Origin of the sequence: Yersinia nurmii (assembly GCF_001112925.1) — a bacterium.
Classification (GTDB): Bacteria; Pseudomonadota; Gammaproteobacteria; order Enterobacterales; family Enterobacteriaceae; genus Yersinia; species Yersinia nurmii.
Map to the genome: position 1 here is coordinate 37922 of NZ_CPYD01000002.1, position 18575 is coordinate 56496.

The following is an 18575-nucleotide window of genomic DNA, read 5'->3' on the forward strand; positions in this document are numbered from 1 at the left end:
ATTACTCAAGCCTCTGTAGGGGCTGACGGCTAAAGCGGCTGCGCAGGCGATCGAAATACAGGTAAACCACCGGCGTAGTATAAAGCGTCAAAAGCTGGCTCATAATCAGGCCGCCAACGATGGTAATCCCCAAGGGTTGGCGCAGTTCCGCGCCGTCGCCGCTGCCTAGAGCCAAGGGCAATGCGCCAAATAGCGCCGCCAGCGTGGTCATCATAATCGGGCGGAAACGTAGCAGACTGGCCTGAAAGATAGCCTCTTTGGCACTGAGGTTGCCGTTTCGCTGCGCTTCCAAAGCAAAGTCTACCATCATGATTGCGTTCTTTTTCACTATGCCAATCAGCAACATAATCCCGATCAGGGCGATCATACTGAAAGGCGCGTCAAACAGCTCCAAAGCCAGCAACGCGCCGACGCCAGCGGAAGGCAATGTGGACAGAATTGTCAGTGGATGGACGTAACTTTCATACAATATGCCTAGCACAATATACACCGTGGCGATGGCGGCCAGAATCAGCCAGAGCTGGGATTTCAGTGTATCCTGGAACACTTGCGCGGTACCGGCAAACGCGCCGCGTACCTCGGAAGGGACGCCCAGTTCGGTCATGGTTCTTTCCACCGCAGCGGTGGCATCAGATAAACTGTAGCCATCCGGCAAGTTAAACGAAATCGTTGAGGCCGCCGATAGGCCCTGATGATTGACGGCTAATGGCGCATTAGCCGGTTGCCAGCGGGCGAAATAGGACAAAGGAATCGCCTGTCCGGCGTTGTTAATGACGAACATTTTATCCAGCGAACTGACGTCCTGCGTATATTGCGGGGCGACTTCCATCACGACTTTGTATTGATTTAACGGTTGATAAATAGTGGAAATCTGTCGTTGCCCAAAAGCATTATTTAGCAATGCATTAGCATCGGAAACGCTGATACCCAAGCGCGCCATAGTTTCACGATCGTAAGTCAACCCCAGCTCGGCACCTTTGTCTTGTTGATCGGAGTTAACGTCCGCCAGCTCCGGCAGCTGGGCTAGTGCGGCGCGAATCTTGGGTTCCCAGATGCGTAGGGCGCTCAGATCGTCAGCCTGTAAAGTGTATTGGTAGCTGGCGTTAGATTGCCTGCCGCCAATGCGGATATCCTGTACTGCGGCTAAAAACAGGCTGGCTCCCGGCTCTTTGGCTAGCTTACTACGCAAACGGGTAATCACCTGCTGGGCAGTTTCGCTGCGTTCACTTAACGGTTTTAACGAAATGAACATGGAGCCGCTGTTAGTGCGTGAACCACCGGTAAAGCCGGTGACATTGTCCACCGCCGGATCGGCGCTGACGATTTTCATAAAATCTTGTAACTTCAGTTTCATTGCCTGAAATGAAATGCTTTGGTCGGCCTGAATAAAGCCCATCATTCGCCCGGTATCTTGCTCAGGGAAGAAGGTTTTCGGAATGCTGATATACAGCCAGACATTCAGCGCTACGGTTGACAATAGCACCACCAGCACCCAGCGAGCATGGCCCAGAACCCAATTTAATGAGCGACCATATCCTTGCTGAATAGCGAGCAGAACTTTCCCAAAACCACGAATACGCGGTTGATCATGCTCCGGTCGGGCTTTGAGCAGGTGCGCGCACATCATCGGCGTTAGGGTTAGAGAAATCACCAGCGAAATGCCAATAGCAACGGATAAAGTGACGGCAAACTCGCGGAACAAGCGCCCTGGCAGACCTTCCATCAACAGCAGTGGAATAAATACCGCCACCAGAGATACGCTCATGGAAAGCACGGTAAATCCGACTTCCCGCACGCCCAGTAGCGAGGCTGCCATGGGTTTCATTCCGGCTTCAATATGACGGGAAATATTTTCTAGCACCACAATGGCATCATCCACCACAAAACCGGTGGCAATGGTCAGCGCCATCAATGACAGGTTGTTCAGGCTAAAATCGCACAAATACATGGCGGTAAAGGTGCCAATCAGCGATACCGGCACCGCAACTGCCGGAATTAGCGTGGCGCGCCCGGATCGCAGGAACAGGAATACCACCATAATCACCAGCGCAATGGCGATAATGAGGGACTGCTCCACTTCATCCAATGAAGCGCGAATCGTCGGGGAGCGATCTTGTGCAATATTCAGTTGTACCGCTGCCGGAATGCTGGCACGAAGCGCTGGCAATTCGGCGCGGATGCGATCGACGGTAGCGATAATATTCGCCCCAGGTTCGCGGCTGACTACCAGCAAAATAGCCGGTTTTCCGTCGGACATCCCCGCATTACGCACGTCCTGCACTGAGTCTATGACGTTGGCGACATCGCTGAGCCGTACGGCAGAGCCATTGTTGTAATGCACAATCAGTGGGCGATAGCCTTCGGCGGTTTTGATCTCATCGTTGGCCTGCACCTGCCAGTTTTGCCGATCGGCGTCTACCGAACCCTGCGGGCGGCGGACGTTGGCAGCGGCAATAGATTGGCGTACTGCATCCAGAGAAACCCCCTGATTAAACAATGCGCTAGGGTTTAGCTCGACCCGCACGGCAGGCAAGGAGCTACCGCCGACGGAAACATCGCTGACGCCTTCGGTCTGGGCAATTTTCTGCGCCAGTTTGGTAGATGCCAAATCGTAAAGCTGAGCCTGATTATAGGTATCTGAGGTTAGCGTCAGAATCATGATCGGTGCATCGGACGGATTGACCTTGCGGTAAGTTGGCCGACTAGGCATACCCGATGGCATGAGGCTTTGGGCGGCATTCAGCGCTGCCTGTACGTCGCGAGCGGCGCCGTTAATGTCACGATTGAGATCAAACTGTAGGATGATTCGGGTACTGCCAAGCGAACTGCTGGACGTCATTTCATTGACACCAGCAATACGTCCCAGAGCGCGTTCCAGCGGTGTCGCTACCGAAGACGCCATGGTTTCCGGATCGGCACCCGGCAGCGAGGCGCTGACGGAAATGACCGGGAAATCCACTTGCGGCAACGGCGACACCGGCAGCAAACCGAAGCCGATAATGCCGCTTAGGGTTATCGCCAGCGTCAGTAGCGTAGTGGCGACGGGACGGGTGATGAACAGCGCAAAGAATTTCACTTTGGCTCCTGTTCATTCGGCAATAAATCCAGTTCGTCCTGCTGCGGTTTACGGCGGGTGTTGCGCGCCAGTTTGTCGAACAGCAGATAGATAACCGGCGTGGTAAACAGGGTGAGAACCTGACTTACCACCAGACCGCCGACCATACATATTCCCAGCGGACGCCGCAGTTCGGCACCGACGCCGGTACTGAGCATCAGCGGCAGCGCACCCAGCAGGGCTGCCAGCGTGGTCATCAATATCGGACGGAACCGGAGCAAACAGGCTTGATAGATCGCGTCATAAGGCGTCATTCCCTGCTCCCGCTCGGCGGCGAGGGCGAAGTCGATCATCATAATGGCGTTCTTCTTCACAATACCTATTAGCAAAATAATACCGATAATGGCGATCACATCCAGCTCGCTGCCGGCCAGCATCAGCGCCAGCAGTGCACCGACGCCCGCCGTAGGGAGGGTAGATAAGATAGTGACCGGATGAATAAAGCTCTCATACAGCACGCCGAGCACGATATACATTGCCACGATTGCGGCGATAATCAGCCACAGCGTGCTCCCCAACGCGGCTTGAAATGCCAGCGTCGCCCCTTGGAAGCGGGTGGTAATATCCGCGGGCAATTGCAGCTCTTTTTCGGTTTGGGTAATGACATTGACCGCTTTTCCCAGTGAATAACCGTCGCTGAGATTGAAGGACACCGTGGCCGATGGGAATTGATCTAAATGATTGATGGATAAAGGGCCGAAGCGTTCCTCAATACGGGCAATACTGCTCAGAGGAATGGCTTTACCGTCGCTGCCGGTCAGGCGAATATCATTGAAGGCTGCCAGCCCCGGTGTTGCTTTTACATCGTGCTCTAGCACCACGCGGTACTGATTAGCCTGCGTGTAGATCGTGGAAATCAATCTCTGGCCAAAAGCGTTATACAGTGCGCTATCAATTGCCGCCATGGTGATACCCAGACGGCTGGCGCTATCCCTATCGACATTGACGAACGCCACTAATCCCTTATCCTGCCAGTCGCTGCTTACGTTCTGTAGCACCGGACTTTTCTGCAATTCGTCTACCAGTTTAGGCACCCAAGTACTCAATTCTTCCAGCGACGTGGTTTGCAGCGTGAACTGGTATTGAGTCCGGCTGACCTGCGTATCTATGGTCAGATCTTGCACAGGTTGCAGGAACAGTTTGACCCCCGGAATGCCTTCAACGCTTTGCTGTAGGCGAGCAATGACCTGTGGAACCCGGTCAGCGCGCGCGTTAAGCGGTTTCAAATTAATTTGCAGTCGCCCGTTATTCAGTGTGGCGTTTGTGCCATCGACGCCAACAAAGGAGGTCAGGCTTTCTACCGCCGGATCTTGCAGAATAATTGCCGCAACCTGTTGCTGGCGTTCAGCCATATTGCTGAAAGAGACCGATTGCGGCGCCTCCAGCGTGCCTTGAATCAGCCCGTTATCCTGAATCGGGAAGAAGCCTTTGGGAATGATCAGGTACAGCAATACCGTCAATACCAGCGTGCTTAGCGCCACGCTAAGGGTCAACCACGGGTGATTGAGCACTTTTTTCAGCCCGACGGCATAGTGGGCAATCACCCAATCGAAGAATTTTTCACTGGCGCGAGAAAGTTTGTTTTGCTTGCGCAAAGATTCATAACTCAACATGCGCGCGCACATCATCGGCGTTAGGGTCAGTGATACAACTGCAGAGATCAATATAGCGATGGCCAGTGTAATGGCAAACTCGCGGAACAGCCGCCCGACGATATCCCCCATAAAGACCAGCGGAATCAATACGGCAATGAGCGAGAAAGTCAGGGAAATAATGGTAAAGCCGATTTCTCCCGCTCCTTTCAGCGCCGCATCCAGCGGTTTCTCTCCCTTCTCGATATAGCGTGAAATATTTTCGATGACCACGATGGCGTCATCAACCACGAAACCGGTGGCGATGGTCAGCGCCATTAACGTTAGATTGTTAATGGAGAAACCGAGGAAATACATAGCGGCAAAGGTACCGACCAGCGACAGCGGTACGGCCACGCTAGGGATGATTGTGGCGGCTGCGTTACGCAGGAACAGGTAAATCACCATCACCACCAGCACGATAGCTAATAGTAGCTCAAACTGAACGTCGCTCACTGAGGCGCGAATGGTGGTGGTTCGGTCGGTTAATATCTTCACATCGACGGATTTAGGCAAGCTTTTCACTAAGTCCGGCAACATCGCGCGAATGCTATCTGCGGTTTCAATAACGTTGACGCCCGGCTGGCGCTGAATATTCAGTACAATCGCTGGCTGTTTATTCGCCCATGCCGCCAATTTGTTGTTTTCGGCTCCTTGCTCAATAGTGGCGACGTCCTGCAAACGAACCGGTGCGCCATTTTGGTAGGCGACGATCAGATCGCGATAATCTTCGGCAGATTTCATTTGATCGTTGGCTGACAGCGTGACGGATCGCGTTGGCCCATCCAAACTGCCTTTGGCTGAGTTCACGTTAGCATTGCTGATAGCGGTGCGAATGGTTTCGCTATCTAACCCCATGGCAGCAACCGCTGGCGCGTTCAATTTCACCCGTACAGCCGGACGTTGCCCGCCGGAAATGGTGACCAGTCCGACGCCGCTGACCTGCGAAATTTTCTGCGCGATACGCGTTTCCACCATATCCTCGACCTGTGTCATAGGAATGGCCGTCGCGGTCACTGCTAGCGTCAGAATTGGCGGATCGGCCGGATTGACCTTGCTGTAAATCGGCGGATAGGGCAGATCGCTGGGGAGCAAATTGGTGGCGGAGTTAATCGCCGCCTGCACTTCCTGTTCGGCTACGTCCAGCGGCAAGGTGAGTTGGAATTGCAGCGTAATCACCGATGCGCCACCGGAGCTTTGCGAGGCCATTTGTTTCAGGCCGGACATTTGTCCAAACTGGCGTTCAAGCGGTGCGGTAATCGAAGATGTCACGACGTCCGGACTGGCTCCCGGATACAGTGTAACGACCTGAATAGTGGGGTAATCGACTTCAGGTAAAGCAGAAACCGGCAGCGCACGGTAGCCGATAATACCGGCCAGCAGGATTGCCACCATAAACAGCGTGGTGGCAACCGGCCGTAGAATAAATAGCCGCGATGGGCCGCCGCCGGGCTTAGGAGGCATCACTTGCATTAGGATTTCTCCGCTGCCGCAGTTTTATTGCCTGCTGCCCGGTACGTTTGGGGCTGATCCTTTGCGGCACCTTTGGGTTCGGCGGCGCTGCTGTGTGGTGCTACGACGTCCACCTGTAAGCCTTCAGTCAAACGGTCAATACCGTCGGTGACAACCCGCTGTCCGGCGTTGATGCCGGCGCTGATTACCACTTGTTTGCTGTCCTGAATACCGGTGGTGACTAAATTTTTGCTCACTTTGTTCTCGTCATTCAGCGTCCAGACAAAGCTACCTTCGTTACCCATTTGTACTGCAGCAGTGGGCACTACCACCGCATTTTGTAATACGTCGACTTTCACCCGAGCGTTTACGAACTGATTGGGAAATAGCACATCATCGTTATTGTCGAAACGAGCTTTCAGCTTGATGGTACCGGTGGCGGTATCAATCTGGTTATCAATGCTGAGTAGAACGCCCTGCGCTAACTGATGCTGATGAGTACGATCCCAGGCATCTACCGGCACGACAGTACCTTGCTGTTGCGCCGTTTTCTGCGCCTGCATCACCGCAGGAATATCTCCTTCCGGCAGAGTAAACACCACATCTACCGGATGTGTTTGAGTAATCACCACAATCGGCGTAGCGGTGCCGCTGGTAATGAAATTGCCGACGTCCACCTGTTTCAGCCCCACGCGGCCAGAGATTGGCGCTGTGATTCGGCTATAGGTCAGTTGCAGTTCGGCGCTATCAATCGCGGCTTGATCGACTTTAATGCTGCCTTCGGTTTGGCGCACCAGCGACTGTTGGGTATCGAGATCCTGTTGGGAGATCAGGCCGGTTTTAGCCAGATTCTGGTAGCGTGCTAAGTCTTTTTTCGCATTGGCGAGAGTCGCCTGATCTTTGGCTAGTTGCCCCTGAGCCTGCGTGAGCTGTACCTGATAGGGACGCGGATCGATTTCAGCCAGCAAATCACCGGCTTTCACCTGCTGCCCTTCGGTGAAATGGATAGCCATTAGCTGCCCATCGACGCGGCTGGTTACGGTGACGGTATTAGAGGCCAGCACGGTACCTAACCCGCTGAGATAGCGTGGTATCACTTGCTCGGTCGCGGTGGCGGCTTGTACCGGCGACATCGGCATATTGCGCCGTCCTCCCGTGCGTGGAGAGGTGTTACTGGCTGCATGTTGAGCGCCTGCGGCGGTAGGTGTACCGGGCGTGGGTGTGAAGTGGCGCCAGACGGTAATGGCAATAATAACGACGACCACCAGACCTGCCAGAATTACCCAGCGGGAAGTGCGTGTAGGTTTTGCATTCATAGTGGTGAAGGATTCTCTTTTATGCTTGGGATTTTACGTGGAGACGATCCGCAATAGGCGTTAGCCAGATAACTTATATCTTACTAGTTTAGCTGTCTTTTCACGGAGAATAATGAAGGAAATATGGAATAGAATGCTGATTGTTTTTAGTTTTGTCTTAGTAACGTTATGTTTTGTAAAAAATGCGGCCTTTTAAAGGATGGCGGTGTGAAAAAGCCGTTGTGTCAACGAGTCACGGAAAGGCAGAAGGCTGTGGATTGGTGTCGGTGAGGCAGGACATAACCGTGATTTAACCGGTGCGTCCTGCCTCAACACATTAACTATTTTTAACGATACAGCGTCTGCGCCCAGCGTGCCAGACCAGCGGTAACGGAGCCAAAATCATTGCCCCCAACCAGCGGAATGCCCGGTAACTGTTGCTGTAGTGCGCTACGTAACAGCGGTGAACGGGCACTGCCGCCGGTCAGGTAGATCACGTCCGGCTTAACGTTGCTGGTGGATAGCGCTAGGTTGACTTGTTCCTGAATGCGTTGTAACGGCTGAGCGATAGCATCGGCCAATTGCTGCTGACTGATCATTTGCCCCAATTTAGGTTTGACGAAGTCCAGCGCCGTGGCGATCTGCTCTTGCTGAGAGAGCGCAATTTTGCTCTCTTCCGCCGCTCGAACTAAACGATAACTCAAACGCTGTTGGTACACTTTCAACAGCATTTCTACCTGTTGCGGGTTAGCCGCATCGCGAATCAAATCACGCAGGAAACGGCCGTTGGCCGTGCTGTAGAAATCGCTCTGCGCCGGAACATCGTTGGTGGCTACCGCATTCCAGTAAGGCAATGAAGGCATTGCGATGCCTTTTTCGGTTTCGCTACCCATACCAAACAGCGGCATTAACTGTTTAAACGCCAGCATGATGTCCAGATCGTTACCGCCAACCCGACAGCCGCTGTGGCCGAGCAGACTTTGCTGGCGATCCGCCATGCCCTGCCAGTTTGGCCCCATCAGTAGCACAGAACAGTCGGTGGTGCCGCCGCCGATATCGACGACCAGCACGGTTTTTTCTTCGGTCAGCGTCGCTTCAAAGTCCAGACCGGCGGCCACGGGTTCAAATTGGAAAGCGATATCGCGGAAACCGGCCCGCTGTGCGGCACGCAGCAAAATGCCCTCGGCCTGACGGTTAGCTTCTTCGCCGCCAGAACCCTGGAAGTTAACCGGACGGCCAATGACTGTCTGGTTGATTTCGGTTTGTACGGCAGATTCCGCCTGACGTTTGATGTGGAACATCATGGCGCAGACCAGATCTTCAAACAGGGCGATTTGCTGAGGTTTTAAACCGGTCGCTCCGAGGAAGGATTTGGGGGATTTAACGAAGTAAACTTCTTCCGGATCTTCGATATAGTGAGCCAGCGCCGACAGGCCAAAATGCAGGCTGTCGGCATTGACTGGAATATCTTCTTCACGGTTAAAGGCGATGGCCCGCCGTAACAACTGTTGGTTTTCATCGCTGCCGGCGGGCACCTGCCAGTGACGATGTAGGCATTCACTTACCGCCTCTCGCGTGGGCGCGCATAACATGGAAGGCAAATAAACGTCGTTATTTTCCAATACCAGCAGTTCGGGAGCATCATCCCGCATTACGGCCACAGAGCAGTTCGCCGTGCCGTAGTCAAAACCAATGAACATAATTGCTCCCCAGGCCAAATAAAGGGGGGCGACTTTACCTTAGAGTGCGCAGAGGAGCAATCGACAAATCAGAGTCATATGGCGGGAATAATTCGGGTATCGGTTCCGGTTTCCTCTAAATGACATTTTTGAATCTGGCGTAGGTTATTTATTGCTTAAATAACCGCAATCTAAAATATCGGTCAGACGCTCGGTACGGGCAATACTGTCACCGTCGACCAAATCGACGCCGATGTGACAGAGTTTATTCAGGATCGTCAACTGATCGGCAGGCCCCGCGAGGGTTTTTACCCCGGCTCGGTGAGCGGTGCCGTTGATAATCGACACCATCACTTCGTCCATTTGATCGGTATGAATATTGGCGATCAGGCCGGCGTCGAGTTTTAAATAATCCATCTTGAGGTGAGTTAACCTACTGAAACCATTCATGTTGGCTGAGAAATCCGTCAAAATGAGTTTGCAGCCCAGCATTTGCAGGCGAGCGATAAAATTATCGATGGTGGACGAATGACGCAGCAGCGTAGACTCCTGTATGAACCAATGCAAATCGGAGGCCGGTATGGCGGATTGTTGCAGGCTATCCAGCAAAAAGTGGCGGAAGCTTTCTTCCTGTAGCGATTCCTCGGATAAAGCCACGGCGACCTTGAGCGCCTTACTCTGAATATTTTCGCCCTGTATACATAACAATTGGTGGCAGATCCATTTTTCCATCGCCGGGCGCAAGCCATAAAGCAAGGAGGCCGAGAGAAAATCGTCCTGACTTACGGCCAGTTTGTCATTCGGGATAACCGACGGGATCATTTGGTAGAAAGCCACGTCATTCGGCCTGAGCGGCGGTGCGGCCGCGGTAGCCAAAAGCTCTAGCTGATTATCCTCCAGAATATGCAGAATTTCATCTTTGCTCGGCAGCTCATGCTGGCGCGCCAACAGCTGTTTTTGCCGTGGCTGGTAGAGATAAACCTGCCCACGACCGCTGTGTTTGGCGGTATAGCAGGCAATGTCTGCCTGCTCCATCAGTTCACTACGCTTGCAGTTCTGACTATTGATTTGGGTTATACCGGCGCTGGCACCGATACGGTATTGCTTACCTTCCCAGCAGAATGGGTAGTCATTAATCAGTGAAACCATCCCCCGCACCACGGTTTTAGCTCTGGTGACGCTGCAGTTTTGCAGTAACAGGCCAAATTCATCGCCGCCGAGACGGGCAACGCAATCGCTAGCACGTAAATATTTACGCATCAGAGCGCTCAATTCTTTTAACAGCGCGTCTCCGGCGGCATGTCCGGCTGTGTCGTTAACCGCTTTAAAGCGATCCAGATCGAGGAAACCTAATACGTGCTGTTGATTATGTTCGATGCTTTTTTGAATCGCATTTTTCAGCTGATACTCAAAATTGGCGCGGTTAGGCAAGCTGGTTAAATTATCGTGTGAAGCGCTGTAACTGAGTTTACGCATTATTTCGCGCGATTCGCTGACGTCCTGGAAGACCAAGACAGCACCGACGGTTTCCCCTTCCAAGGTTTTCAGCGGCGCGACGGAATCCTTAATGTCATAACGTTCGCCGTCCCGACTGTGCAAAATCAGCGAAAGGTTACTTTGCGGCGGCGAAACCTCGTTAAGACAGTACCAAACCGGATTCTCTACGGTTAAACCGGTGCTGCTATCAATTAAGTGAATGATTTGATCGATAGGTTGGCCAAGAGCGATGGTATTGGCCCAGCCGGTCATTTTTTCTGCCACTGGGTTCATAAAGGTAATATGCATTTCCCGATCGGTACTGATTACCGCTTCACCGATGGAGTCCAGCGTGATATGCAGGCGTTCCTTCTCTTCGTGCAGGGCTTCCGTCAGGCTTTTCACTTCGGTTAAGTCCAGCGCAGTGCCGATTAAACGCAAAATATCGCCTCGACTATCGCAAATCATATTGGCTTGATTACGAATATGGCTGATTTGGCCGCTGCGAGACACAATGCGGTATTCCAATCGATAGGGCTGACGGTGAGTCAGCGCCGTGGCAAATTCGCGGTCAATGCGTGCAAGGTCATCGGGATGGATGCGCTCTCGCCATGCTTCTACGCTGGGAATCGTATTCGGCGGCAGGTCATACAGCTCGAACATTCGTTTATCCCAACTGATGGCATTCTCTTTCAGGTCCCACTCCCAAATTCCTACGCCACCGGCTTCATTCGCTAGGGTAATGCGTTCCATCAGCCGGCGATTGACCATTTCGGTTTTTTTTAGGTCATTAATATCTTCTACTTGAGAAATAAAATAGAGCGGACGCTGCTCGTGATCCCGAACCACGCTGACGACCAAAAGTGCCCAAACCACTTCGCCGTCGCTGCGAATATAGCGTTTCTCCATGGTGTAGCTGGGAATTACACCGTCAAACAGGTCTTCCAATAGCTTGAGATCGGCGGTGAGATCTTCCGGGTAGGTAATTTCCTGAAAGGTTAAATTGAGCAGTTTTTCTTGGCTATAGCCGAGTAAATTACACAAGGCTTTGTTGACCTGTATCCATTTGCCTTCCGGCGACACCAGTGCCATACCGATGGCTGAATATTCCATGGCGTTCCGAAAACGGTTCTCGCTCTCGATAATATGATCTTTTTCAGTGCGAAACGCGTGCATCACCATCGACATGGCGTGTGGCGGCACTAACACCAGTAATAGCGGAATAAATGCAAAAGCCTGAATAAATAGCTGGCTGCTCTCCTGATTGGTAAACAGATTGAAATTCATCATCAGCGCAATCAATACCGTGGATAGACAGCAGATGATAAATGCTTCCAATCGGGGTAGCCGAATAGCGACCCAAATCAGCGCCATTACGATGAAAGTAAAGGGGAAGGGCAGGTAAGTCAGTGCCAGATAGCAGCAAATCAAAGATAAAATTAGCATCCAGATCATTTCAAACAGAGTTTGAGAGCGCAGGGATGAATTGAAATAGCCTTGTTGATAAAGCAGCCCAACGGGTGCCAACGCCAACATGCCAATGGATTCAGACATAAACCACAGGGTGAATAGCTGGTCAAAATCGCCATGTTCTGGAGCCAGATAAAATGCTGCCGCGAAGCCGCTGAGCATGGGGATCAGCAAAACTGCGGTCAAAACAAATTTAAGCCAGCTAAACAGGCTGTGTAGCGGGTCTTTCGGCATTAACAGGCGGCGTAACAGCCAGGCACCGACGGTAGACTCCACCAGGTTAATTAGCGTCAGAGGGACAGAAAACCAGCTAGGCCCGTACAGCGTCATATTCGCCAGAATAATAGCCGCGCCAGCGACAAGCAGTTGCAGTGGCCAATAACGTAAACGCAGATGAAATAAAGCCACCATCAGAATAGCGGTAGGAAACCACAGCGGCGCGAGGTTACTTGAAGTTTCCGACAGTTGGATGCAAAAAAGCGCGAGCAGGTAAACCAGGCCGCTGATAAGCGCGATGTTCAGAAGAACATTATATGAATGATTTCGTGCTATGGCCCTGATTCTCATGGCGAACCTTATGTGTAACCTGCGAATTGCCAGCGGCATAGGAAAAATGCCACTGGTTTTTGAATCCTAGTACAGAAGGGCGATACTGACCATTGTTCCGCGCGTTATCATGGTTGATGTCGCCGCGAGAACCAGCCCTCGTTTCACATGGGTTCCTAAATCTGCTAGTGAGATCAGACCAAAAATAACGTTGCCAGACCGAGGAAAATAAAGAAACCCCCAGTATCGGTAATCGCGGTGATCATCACACTTGAGCCAATCGCCGGATCTCGCCCCAGCCGCGCCATGGTCATTGGAATCACTACGCCCATCAGCGCCGCAACCAACAGATTAAGCATCATGGCCAGCGTCATGACGCCGCCCATGGCTAAATCACCGTACAGGATATAGGTTACAATGCCCATAATACCGCCCCATACCATACCGTTGATCAGCGCGACGCCCAGCTCTCTCATCATCAGAAATGAAACGTTGCTGTTGCCTAATTGGATATGGTGCAACGCCAGCGCACGCACAATCATAGTAATGGTCTGATTGCCGGTATTGCCGCCAATTCCGGCCACAATGGGCATCAATGCTGCCAGTGCAACCAATTGAGAAATGGTATGTTCGAATAAACCTATGACGCGTGAAGCGATAAAAGCGGTGCACAGGTTAATGGCCAGCCAGGACCAACGGGTGCGAACCGCACGTCCTACCGGGGAGAACACGTCTTCTTCCGGGCTTAACCCCCCCATACGACGTAAATTGGTGTCGCTTTCTTCATTTACCACGTCAACGATTTCTTCGATGGTCAGTCGCCCCATCAGCTTGCCTTTGGCATCCACAACGGCGGCGCTGATCAAGTCATAACGTTCGAACGCCCCAGCGGCGTCTTCGGCCTTTTGTTCCGGCTGGAAAGTGGTCGGCTCACTGTTCATCACTTTGAACACCGGAGTATCCGGCGAGTGCAACAGAATGGTGGTGAGGGGCAATTCGCCCAGCAGCGTATTCTTCCGATCGATCACGAAAATCTTATCGGTGGCATCGGGGATGCTTTTACGATAGCGCAGATAGCGCTGAACGGTTCCTAGCGTGACGTCGGCGCGCACCGTGACCAGCTCGAAGTCCATCATCTGGCCGACGGTATCTCGGCCATATTGAATCACTTCCCGCACTCGCGCACGTTGAGCCGGATCCAGTGATGTCAGCAAGCGCCCCATCAGGTTTCGCGGTAGATATTCGGCCAGATAAGCCTGCTCGTCCACGTGCAGATTGCGCATGGCTTTCAGCAGGTCTTTATCGCTCATTTCTTCGATTAGGCTGTCCCACACCGTTTCGGAGGCTTCAACCAGCGTATGGCCGCGAGTGTTGTTATCCACCAGACGCCACAGCGCCAGGCGCTCATCCTGCGGCAAGGCTTCCAGTAAATCGGCGAGATCCGCGGCGTGTAAGTCGGCCAGTAAATGCTTAATCTCGGCGGTTTGATCCAGCAATTGTTCATCGCTGAGCTTTTCCCGATCGTCCAGGCGACCGAGAATGCCGTCAACCAGTGCTTTATTATTCAGTAATAGCGAAAGGATACGCTGACGAATAGCGGCCAGTTTTTTAGCGTCAAATTTGGCGGACGTTGGGTGCTGATGCACGTCGGAAACGGTAGGCGCTGACATAGTGGTCCTTAACTCAATGCATTATGGGGGGATAACCCCGCTTTTTATTTGTTCGCGTCATGTCAGGGTGACAGAGGTGTTCGGCAAACAGTGGCCGCTATGCAGCCAAAATTTTTGTTACGGTTATTTATGATTATGGGTTTTATCCGCGTAGTGCGATTCGCCACGCCACAAGACTGTGGGATAGGTAAGAAGTCTGCGGCAGGCATCTTACCTATCCTAAGAGGAAAATCAGCGATTAAGGCGTTAAATCAGGCTGCGGCGGCGTGTATTCCTGATCCACCGGTTGCTCAATCTGTTCTGATTGATTACGTTCCTGATGATGAGGGATCGCCGCGATTGCCGCGTAAAGTAAACGGCCAAACAGAATGATAAAACTGACCAGTAATATGATTTTGGTTAACTGCGTCGATTTTTTGTTTCTCATACTCGTTTTTGCACTGTGTTGTCCGTTAGAGGTAAGCATCAGGGGCCAGCGGCGACCCCTGAATTCGGAGAGCATCGGCGTTAATCCGTCTCTTTTTCGGCTTCTGGCGCGTCTTCTTCCTCGATAATCAGCTTCCACCCGACTACGTCATCCCAATAAGCCTGTTCCCGCTCAACATCGAGCTGCACCAGACTGTTTTGTGAAAAATAGCCGTAAGGGAAGCGCAGAGTCCAATGATTATCATCGGTGATCAGGCGTAAGCTTTCCGGCGTAGTCGTGGACTGGCGCTGGTTGTTCAGTAAGGCGCCCAAGCGTAGCAACTGAATCAGCGGCAGGTAGTATTTCTTTTTAAATAGGTTAAGGCGCGGTAATTCATCCAGTTTCACAGCTTTACGATGGAATCGCACCAGCGACGCGAGTAATAATTGCTGTTCCTGATTGAAGCCCGGTAAATTGGTATTTTGCAGAATGTAGGCTGAGTGACGATGCATTCCGCTGTGATTGATGCTCAGCCCGACTTCATGCAGCATGGCAGCCCATTTCAACAGCGCTTCGAGCTGAGGCTGCACCAATTTGGGGTTTTGCTCCATCCACTGGGTATACAGTAGCTCGGTGGTTTCCAGCACCCGGCGCGCCTGTTCACGATCAATATTGTAGTGATCGGCCAGACTTTTTGCTGTCCGCTGACGAATATCCTGATGGCGGAAACGGCCTTCCATTTCGTACAGTACGCCTTCACGCAGCGCGCCGTCGGAAAGGCGCAGATCTTTGATGGCTAATGCATCGAATACACCGCACATAATCGCTAAACCCGGCACAAATACCGATTGGCGATCTTCAGATAAACCCGGCAGGCTCAGAGCGCTGAACTGCTTGAATTGCAACACCTGTTCTACCAGCATTTCCAAACGTTCTGGCGTAATCAGACCGTCTTTTTCACCCATTTCGATCAGCACTTCATGGGCGGCTTTAATCGTACCTGATGCCCCAAGAGCATACTGCCAACCTTGAATACGGTATTGCCACGCCAGCGTTTCCAACTTTTGCGCCGCAGCCAGACGTGCGCGTTTAAAGTTAGCTTTGCTGATTTCACCATTCGGGAAAAATTGCTGAGCGAAGCTGACACAGCCCATACGACGGCTTTCTGCCAATAGTGGTTCAAAATCTTCGCCGATAACCAGTTCAGTTGAGCCACCGCCGATATCGATCACCAATTTGCGGCCTTTCTCCGGCTGAGTGTGTTCCACGCCCATAAAAATCAGACGAGCCTCTTCCTGACCGGAAATGATCTCGATCGGGTAGGGAATCACTTCGGCGGCGCGTTTTAGAAACACTTCAGCGTTGGCGGCCTGTCGCAGGGAGTGCGTCCCCACGATACAGACGTTATCCGGGGAGAAGCCTTGTAGTCGTTCGGCAAATAGGGCCAGACAGGCCAGACCGCGTTCCATCGCTTCTTCACTAAGAATATTGTTACTGTCTAATCCATCAGCCAGATGTACGCGCTGTTTTAAGCGGCCTAAAACCTGAAGTGCGCCGTTAACGACGCGGGCAATCACCATATGGAAACTGTTGGAGCCAAGGTCAATGGCGGCAATTTCCTGCGGTTTAGTGGTGGAGTTACTGGTTAGCGGCATAGTTTTAGGCCTATTGCTCTGGTTGTTCCAGCGCTTTTAAATAATCATAAATGGCAATCTGTGCACGTACTTTGCGCCGATTTCCGCGCGGTACATAACGATTACTCAGTTCTTTATCAATATAACGGGCTTTTACCGTGTCGTTGAACAGCAGCTCTAAGATATCCAACACTCGCTGTTTCAGTCTTGAATCCAGCAGGGAAACGGCCACTTCGATACGATAATCAATATTTCGGGTCATCCAGTCCGCTGATGAGAGATAAACCAGCTTGTCGCCTTTATTCTCAAATACGTAAACACGGTCATGTTCCAGGAAGCGGTCAACGATGCTGGTGACCTGGATATTTTCACTGATGCCCGGCATATTGGGGATCAAAGAACACATTCCGCGTACTAATAAACGAATCTTCACGCCAGCACTGGAGGCGCTATATAACCGATCAACCAGTCCTTTATCTACTAAATTATTAATCTTCAGCGTGATCCCGGCGCTTTCTCCTGCCTGCGCATGGATAATTTCCTGATCGATCAATTGATACAGCATCAGGCGCGAGTTTTGCGGCGACACCATCAAATTGTCGAATTTAACCGGCCTATAAGGGTTCTCAATAAAGTTAAATACTCGGCGAACCTCATTGGTAATGCGCGCATCGGCCGTTAACAGCGAGTAATCGGTATAAATACGCGCGGTTTTCTCGTTAAAGTTACCCGTCCCTATATGAGCATAACGGACGATTTGGTCGCCTTCCAGACGGGAAATCAAGAATAATTTTGCGTGAATCTTCAGTCCTGGTGCAGAGAAAATCACGTGTACGCCAGCGGCGGTCAGGCTTTTGGCCCAGTGAATGTTGGCCTCTTCATCGAAGCGCGCCTGTAGCTCCACCACCACCGTGACTTTTTTTCCGTTATGGGCGGCGTGAATCATAGATTCAATAATGCGTGAGTCTTTGGCGACGCGATAAATATTGATTTTGATTGCTAGCACGCTGGGGTCGAAAGACGCCTGACGCAGTAATTCCAGCACGTGTTCAAAGGTGTGATAAGGATAATACAGCAGCACATCCTGCTCGCGGATCGCGTCAAAACCGTTGCGAAATTTATCAAACCAAATATGGCGCAGGCGCGGCATCGGGCGATTCACCAGATTGCTTTTCCCTACGTTAGGGAAGCTGATGAAGTCTTTAAAATTGTGGTAACGGCCACCGGCAATGACGGAGTCATCATTGGAAATACCGAGTTTATCTCGGAGTAATTCCACCATTTCATCGGGCATATCTCGTTGATAAACAAAACGCACCGGTTCGGCGGTTAAACGCTGCTTCAGACTGGATGACATCAACTCCAGCAGGCTGGACTCCATTTCCGTGACCAGATCGTATTCCGCATCGCGGGTCATTTTCATCGAATAAGCGTTGAGCGCATCATAATCGAAGAAACCTTTAAAGATTTCGTCGAGACAATAACGCAGGATGTTATCCAATAAGATCATTGGCTTGCGACGACGCGGAGCTTCCGGTGGCAAATTAACGAAGCGCGGCACTTTATCGGAAGGAATTTCCAACAGCGCATAGGCGATTTCCTGCCCGCGGATAATCTCAACCGCCAGATAGGTGTAATCGTCTTTGAGGAATTGCACCAGATTGGTGTCGTGGTTGATCAGTATCGGCGTAATGTGCTGACGCAAATGCTGTTTAAAATATTGTTTGAGCCAAATCTGCTGGTTCTCGGAAATCTGGCGTTCATTGATCAGAAAAATCTGATTCCGCGCCATTTCCAGCAGAAGTTCATTATACAGGCTGTCGAATTCCTGATCGGCTTTGACCACTTTGGCCTGAATTTTCTTTAGCAAATGGCGAGACGTCACGCCAGAGCCTTGCTCTTCGCTAATAAGAATTCGCCGCTTTAAGTCGGCAAAACGAACTTTATAAAATTCATCCAGATTATTGGAGTAAATGCCAAGAAAGCGCATCCGCTCTATTAGCGGGTTGCTCTTGTCCGCAGCTTCCTGCAATACCCGTTCGTTAAAGGATAACCAGCTGAGTTCTTTCTCGGTGTAGAGCTTTTCCTGACCCATTGCAACTCCATTCAGATTTTTGTGGGAGTATTTAGTGTCCGTTGACATTATTGCGAGAGATTGACAGGAAAGTCCAACAGATATCATTAGTTAACATTGTCATGCA

Annotated in this window: 9 protein-coding genes; all 9 read right to left on the reverse strand. The window is 51.6% G+C overall.

The features are described 5' to 3' along the window. Position 1: 1 nt before the first annotated feature. Positions 2-3076 (reverse strand): multidrug efflux RND transporter permease subunit MdtC, encoded by a 3075-nt coding sequence (mdtC, locus tag AD970_RS02980; protein ID WP_049596862.1) that lies wholly within the window; start codon positions 3074-3076, stop codon positions 2-4. Then, positions 3073-6219 (reverse strand): MdtB/MuxB family multidrug efflux RND transporter permease subunit, encoded by a 3147-nt coding sequence (locus tag AD970_RS02985; RefSeq protein ID WP_049596863.1) that lies wholly within the window; start codon positions 6217-6219, stop codon positions 3073-3075. The genes mdtC and AD970_RS02985 overlap by 4 nt, the downstream gene beginning before the upstream one ends. Further along, a complete protein-coding gene (locus tag AD970_RS02990) occupies positions 6219-7514 on the reverse strand; it encodes an MdtA/MuxA family multidrug efflux RND transporter periplasmic adaptor subunit (RefSeq protein ID WP_049596864.1) in 1296 nt (431 codons plus the stop codon). Before AD970_RS02990 ends, AD970_RS02985 begins: the two co-directional genes overlap by 1 nt. A 326-nt stretch (positions 7515-7840) precedes the next feature. Further along, complete coding sequence (gene yegD, locus AD970_RS02995; protein WP_049596865.1) at positions 7841-9193, reverse strand: molecular chaperone; 1353 nt, start codon at positions 9191-9193, stop codon at positions 7841-7843. 144 nt (positions 9194-9337) lie between these two features. After that, the gene (locus tag AD970_RS03000) at positions 9338-12685 is read right to left on the reverse strand and encodes a diguanylate cyclase (RefSeq protein ID WP_049596866.1); all 3348 of its coding nucleotides are present in this window, start codon (positions 12683-12685) and stop codon (positions 9338-9340) included. Positions 12686-12858: 173 nt separating this feature from the next. Beyond that, positions 12859-14334 (reverse strand): magnesium transporter, encoded by a 1476-nt coding sequence (gene mgtE, locus AD970_RS03005; protein WP_049596867.1) that lies wholly within the window; start codon positions 14332-14334, stop codon positions 12859-12861. Between the two features lie 238 nt (positions 14335-14572). Continuing rightward, complete coding sequence (locus tag AD970_RS03010) at positions 14573-14761, reverse strand: YfgG family protein (protein WP_049597166.1); 189 nt, start codon at positions 14759-14761, stop codon at positions 14573-14575. A gap of 80 nt (positions 14762-14841) precedes the next feature. Continuing rightward, complete coding sequence (gene ppx, locus AD970_RS03015) at positions 14842-16395, reverse strand: exopolyphosphatase (protein ID WP_049596868.1); 1554 nt, start codon at positions 16393-16395, stop codon at positions 14842-14844. A 10-nt stretch (positions 16396-16405) separates the two neighbouring features. Further along, positions 16406-18469, reverse strand: a complete 2064-nt coding sequence (ppk1, locus tag AD970_RS03020; RefSeq protein WP_049596869.1) for a polyphosphate kinase 1 — start codon at positions 18467-18469, stop codon at positions 16406-16408. Between the last annotated feature and the right edge of the window lie 106 nt (positions 18470-18575).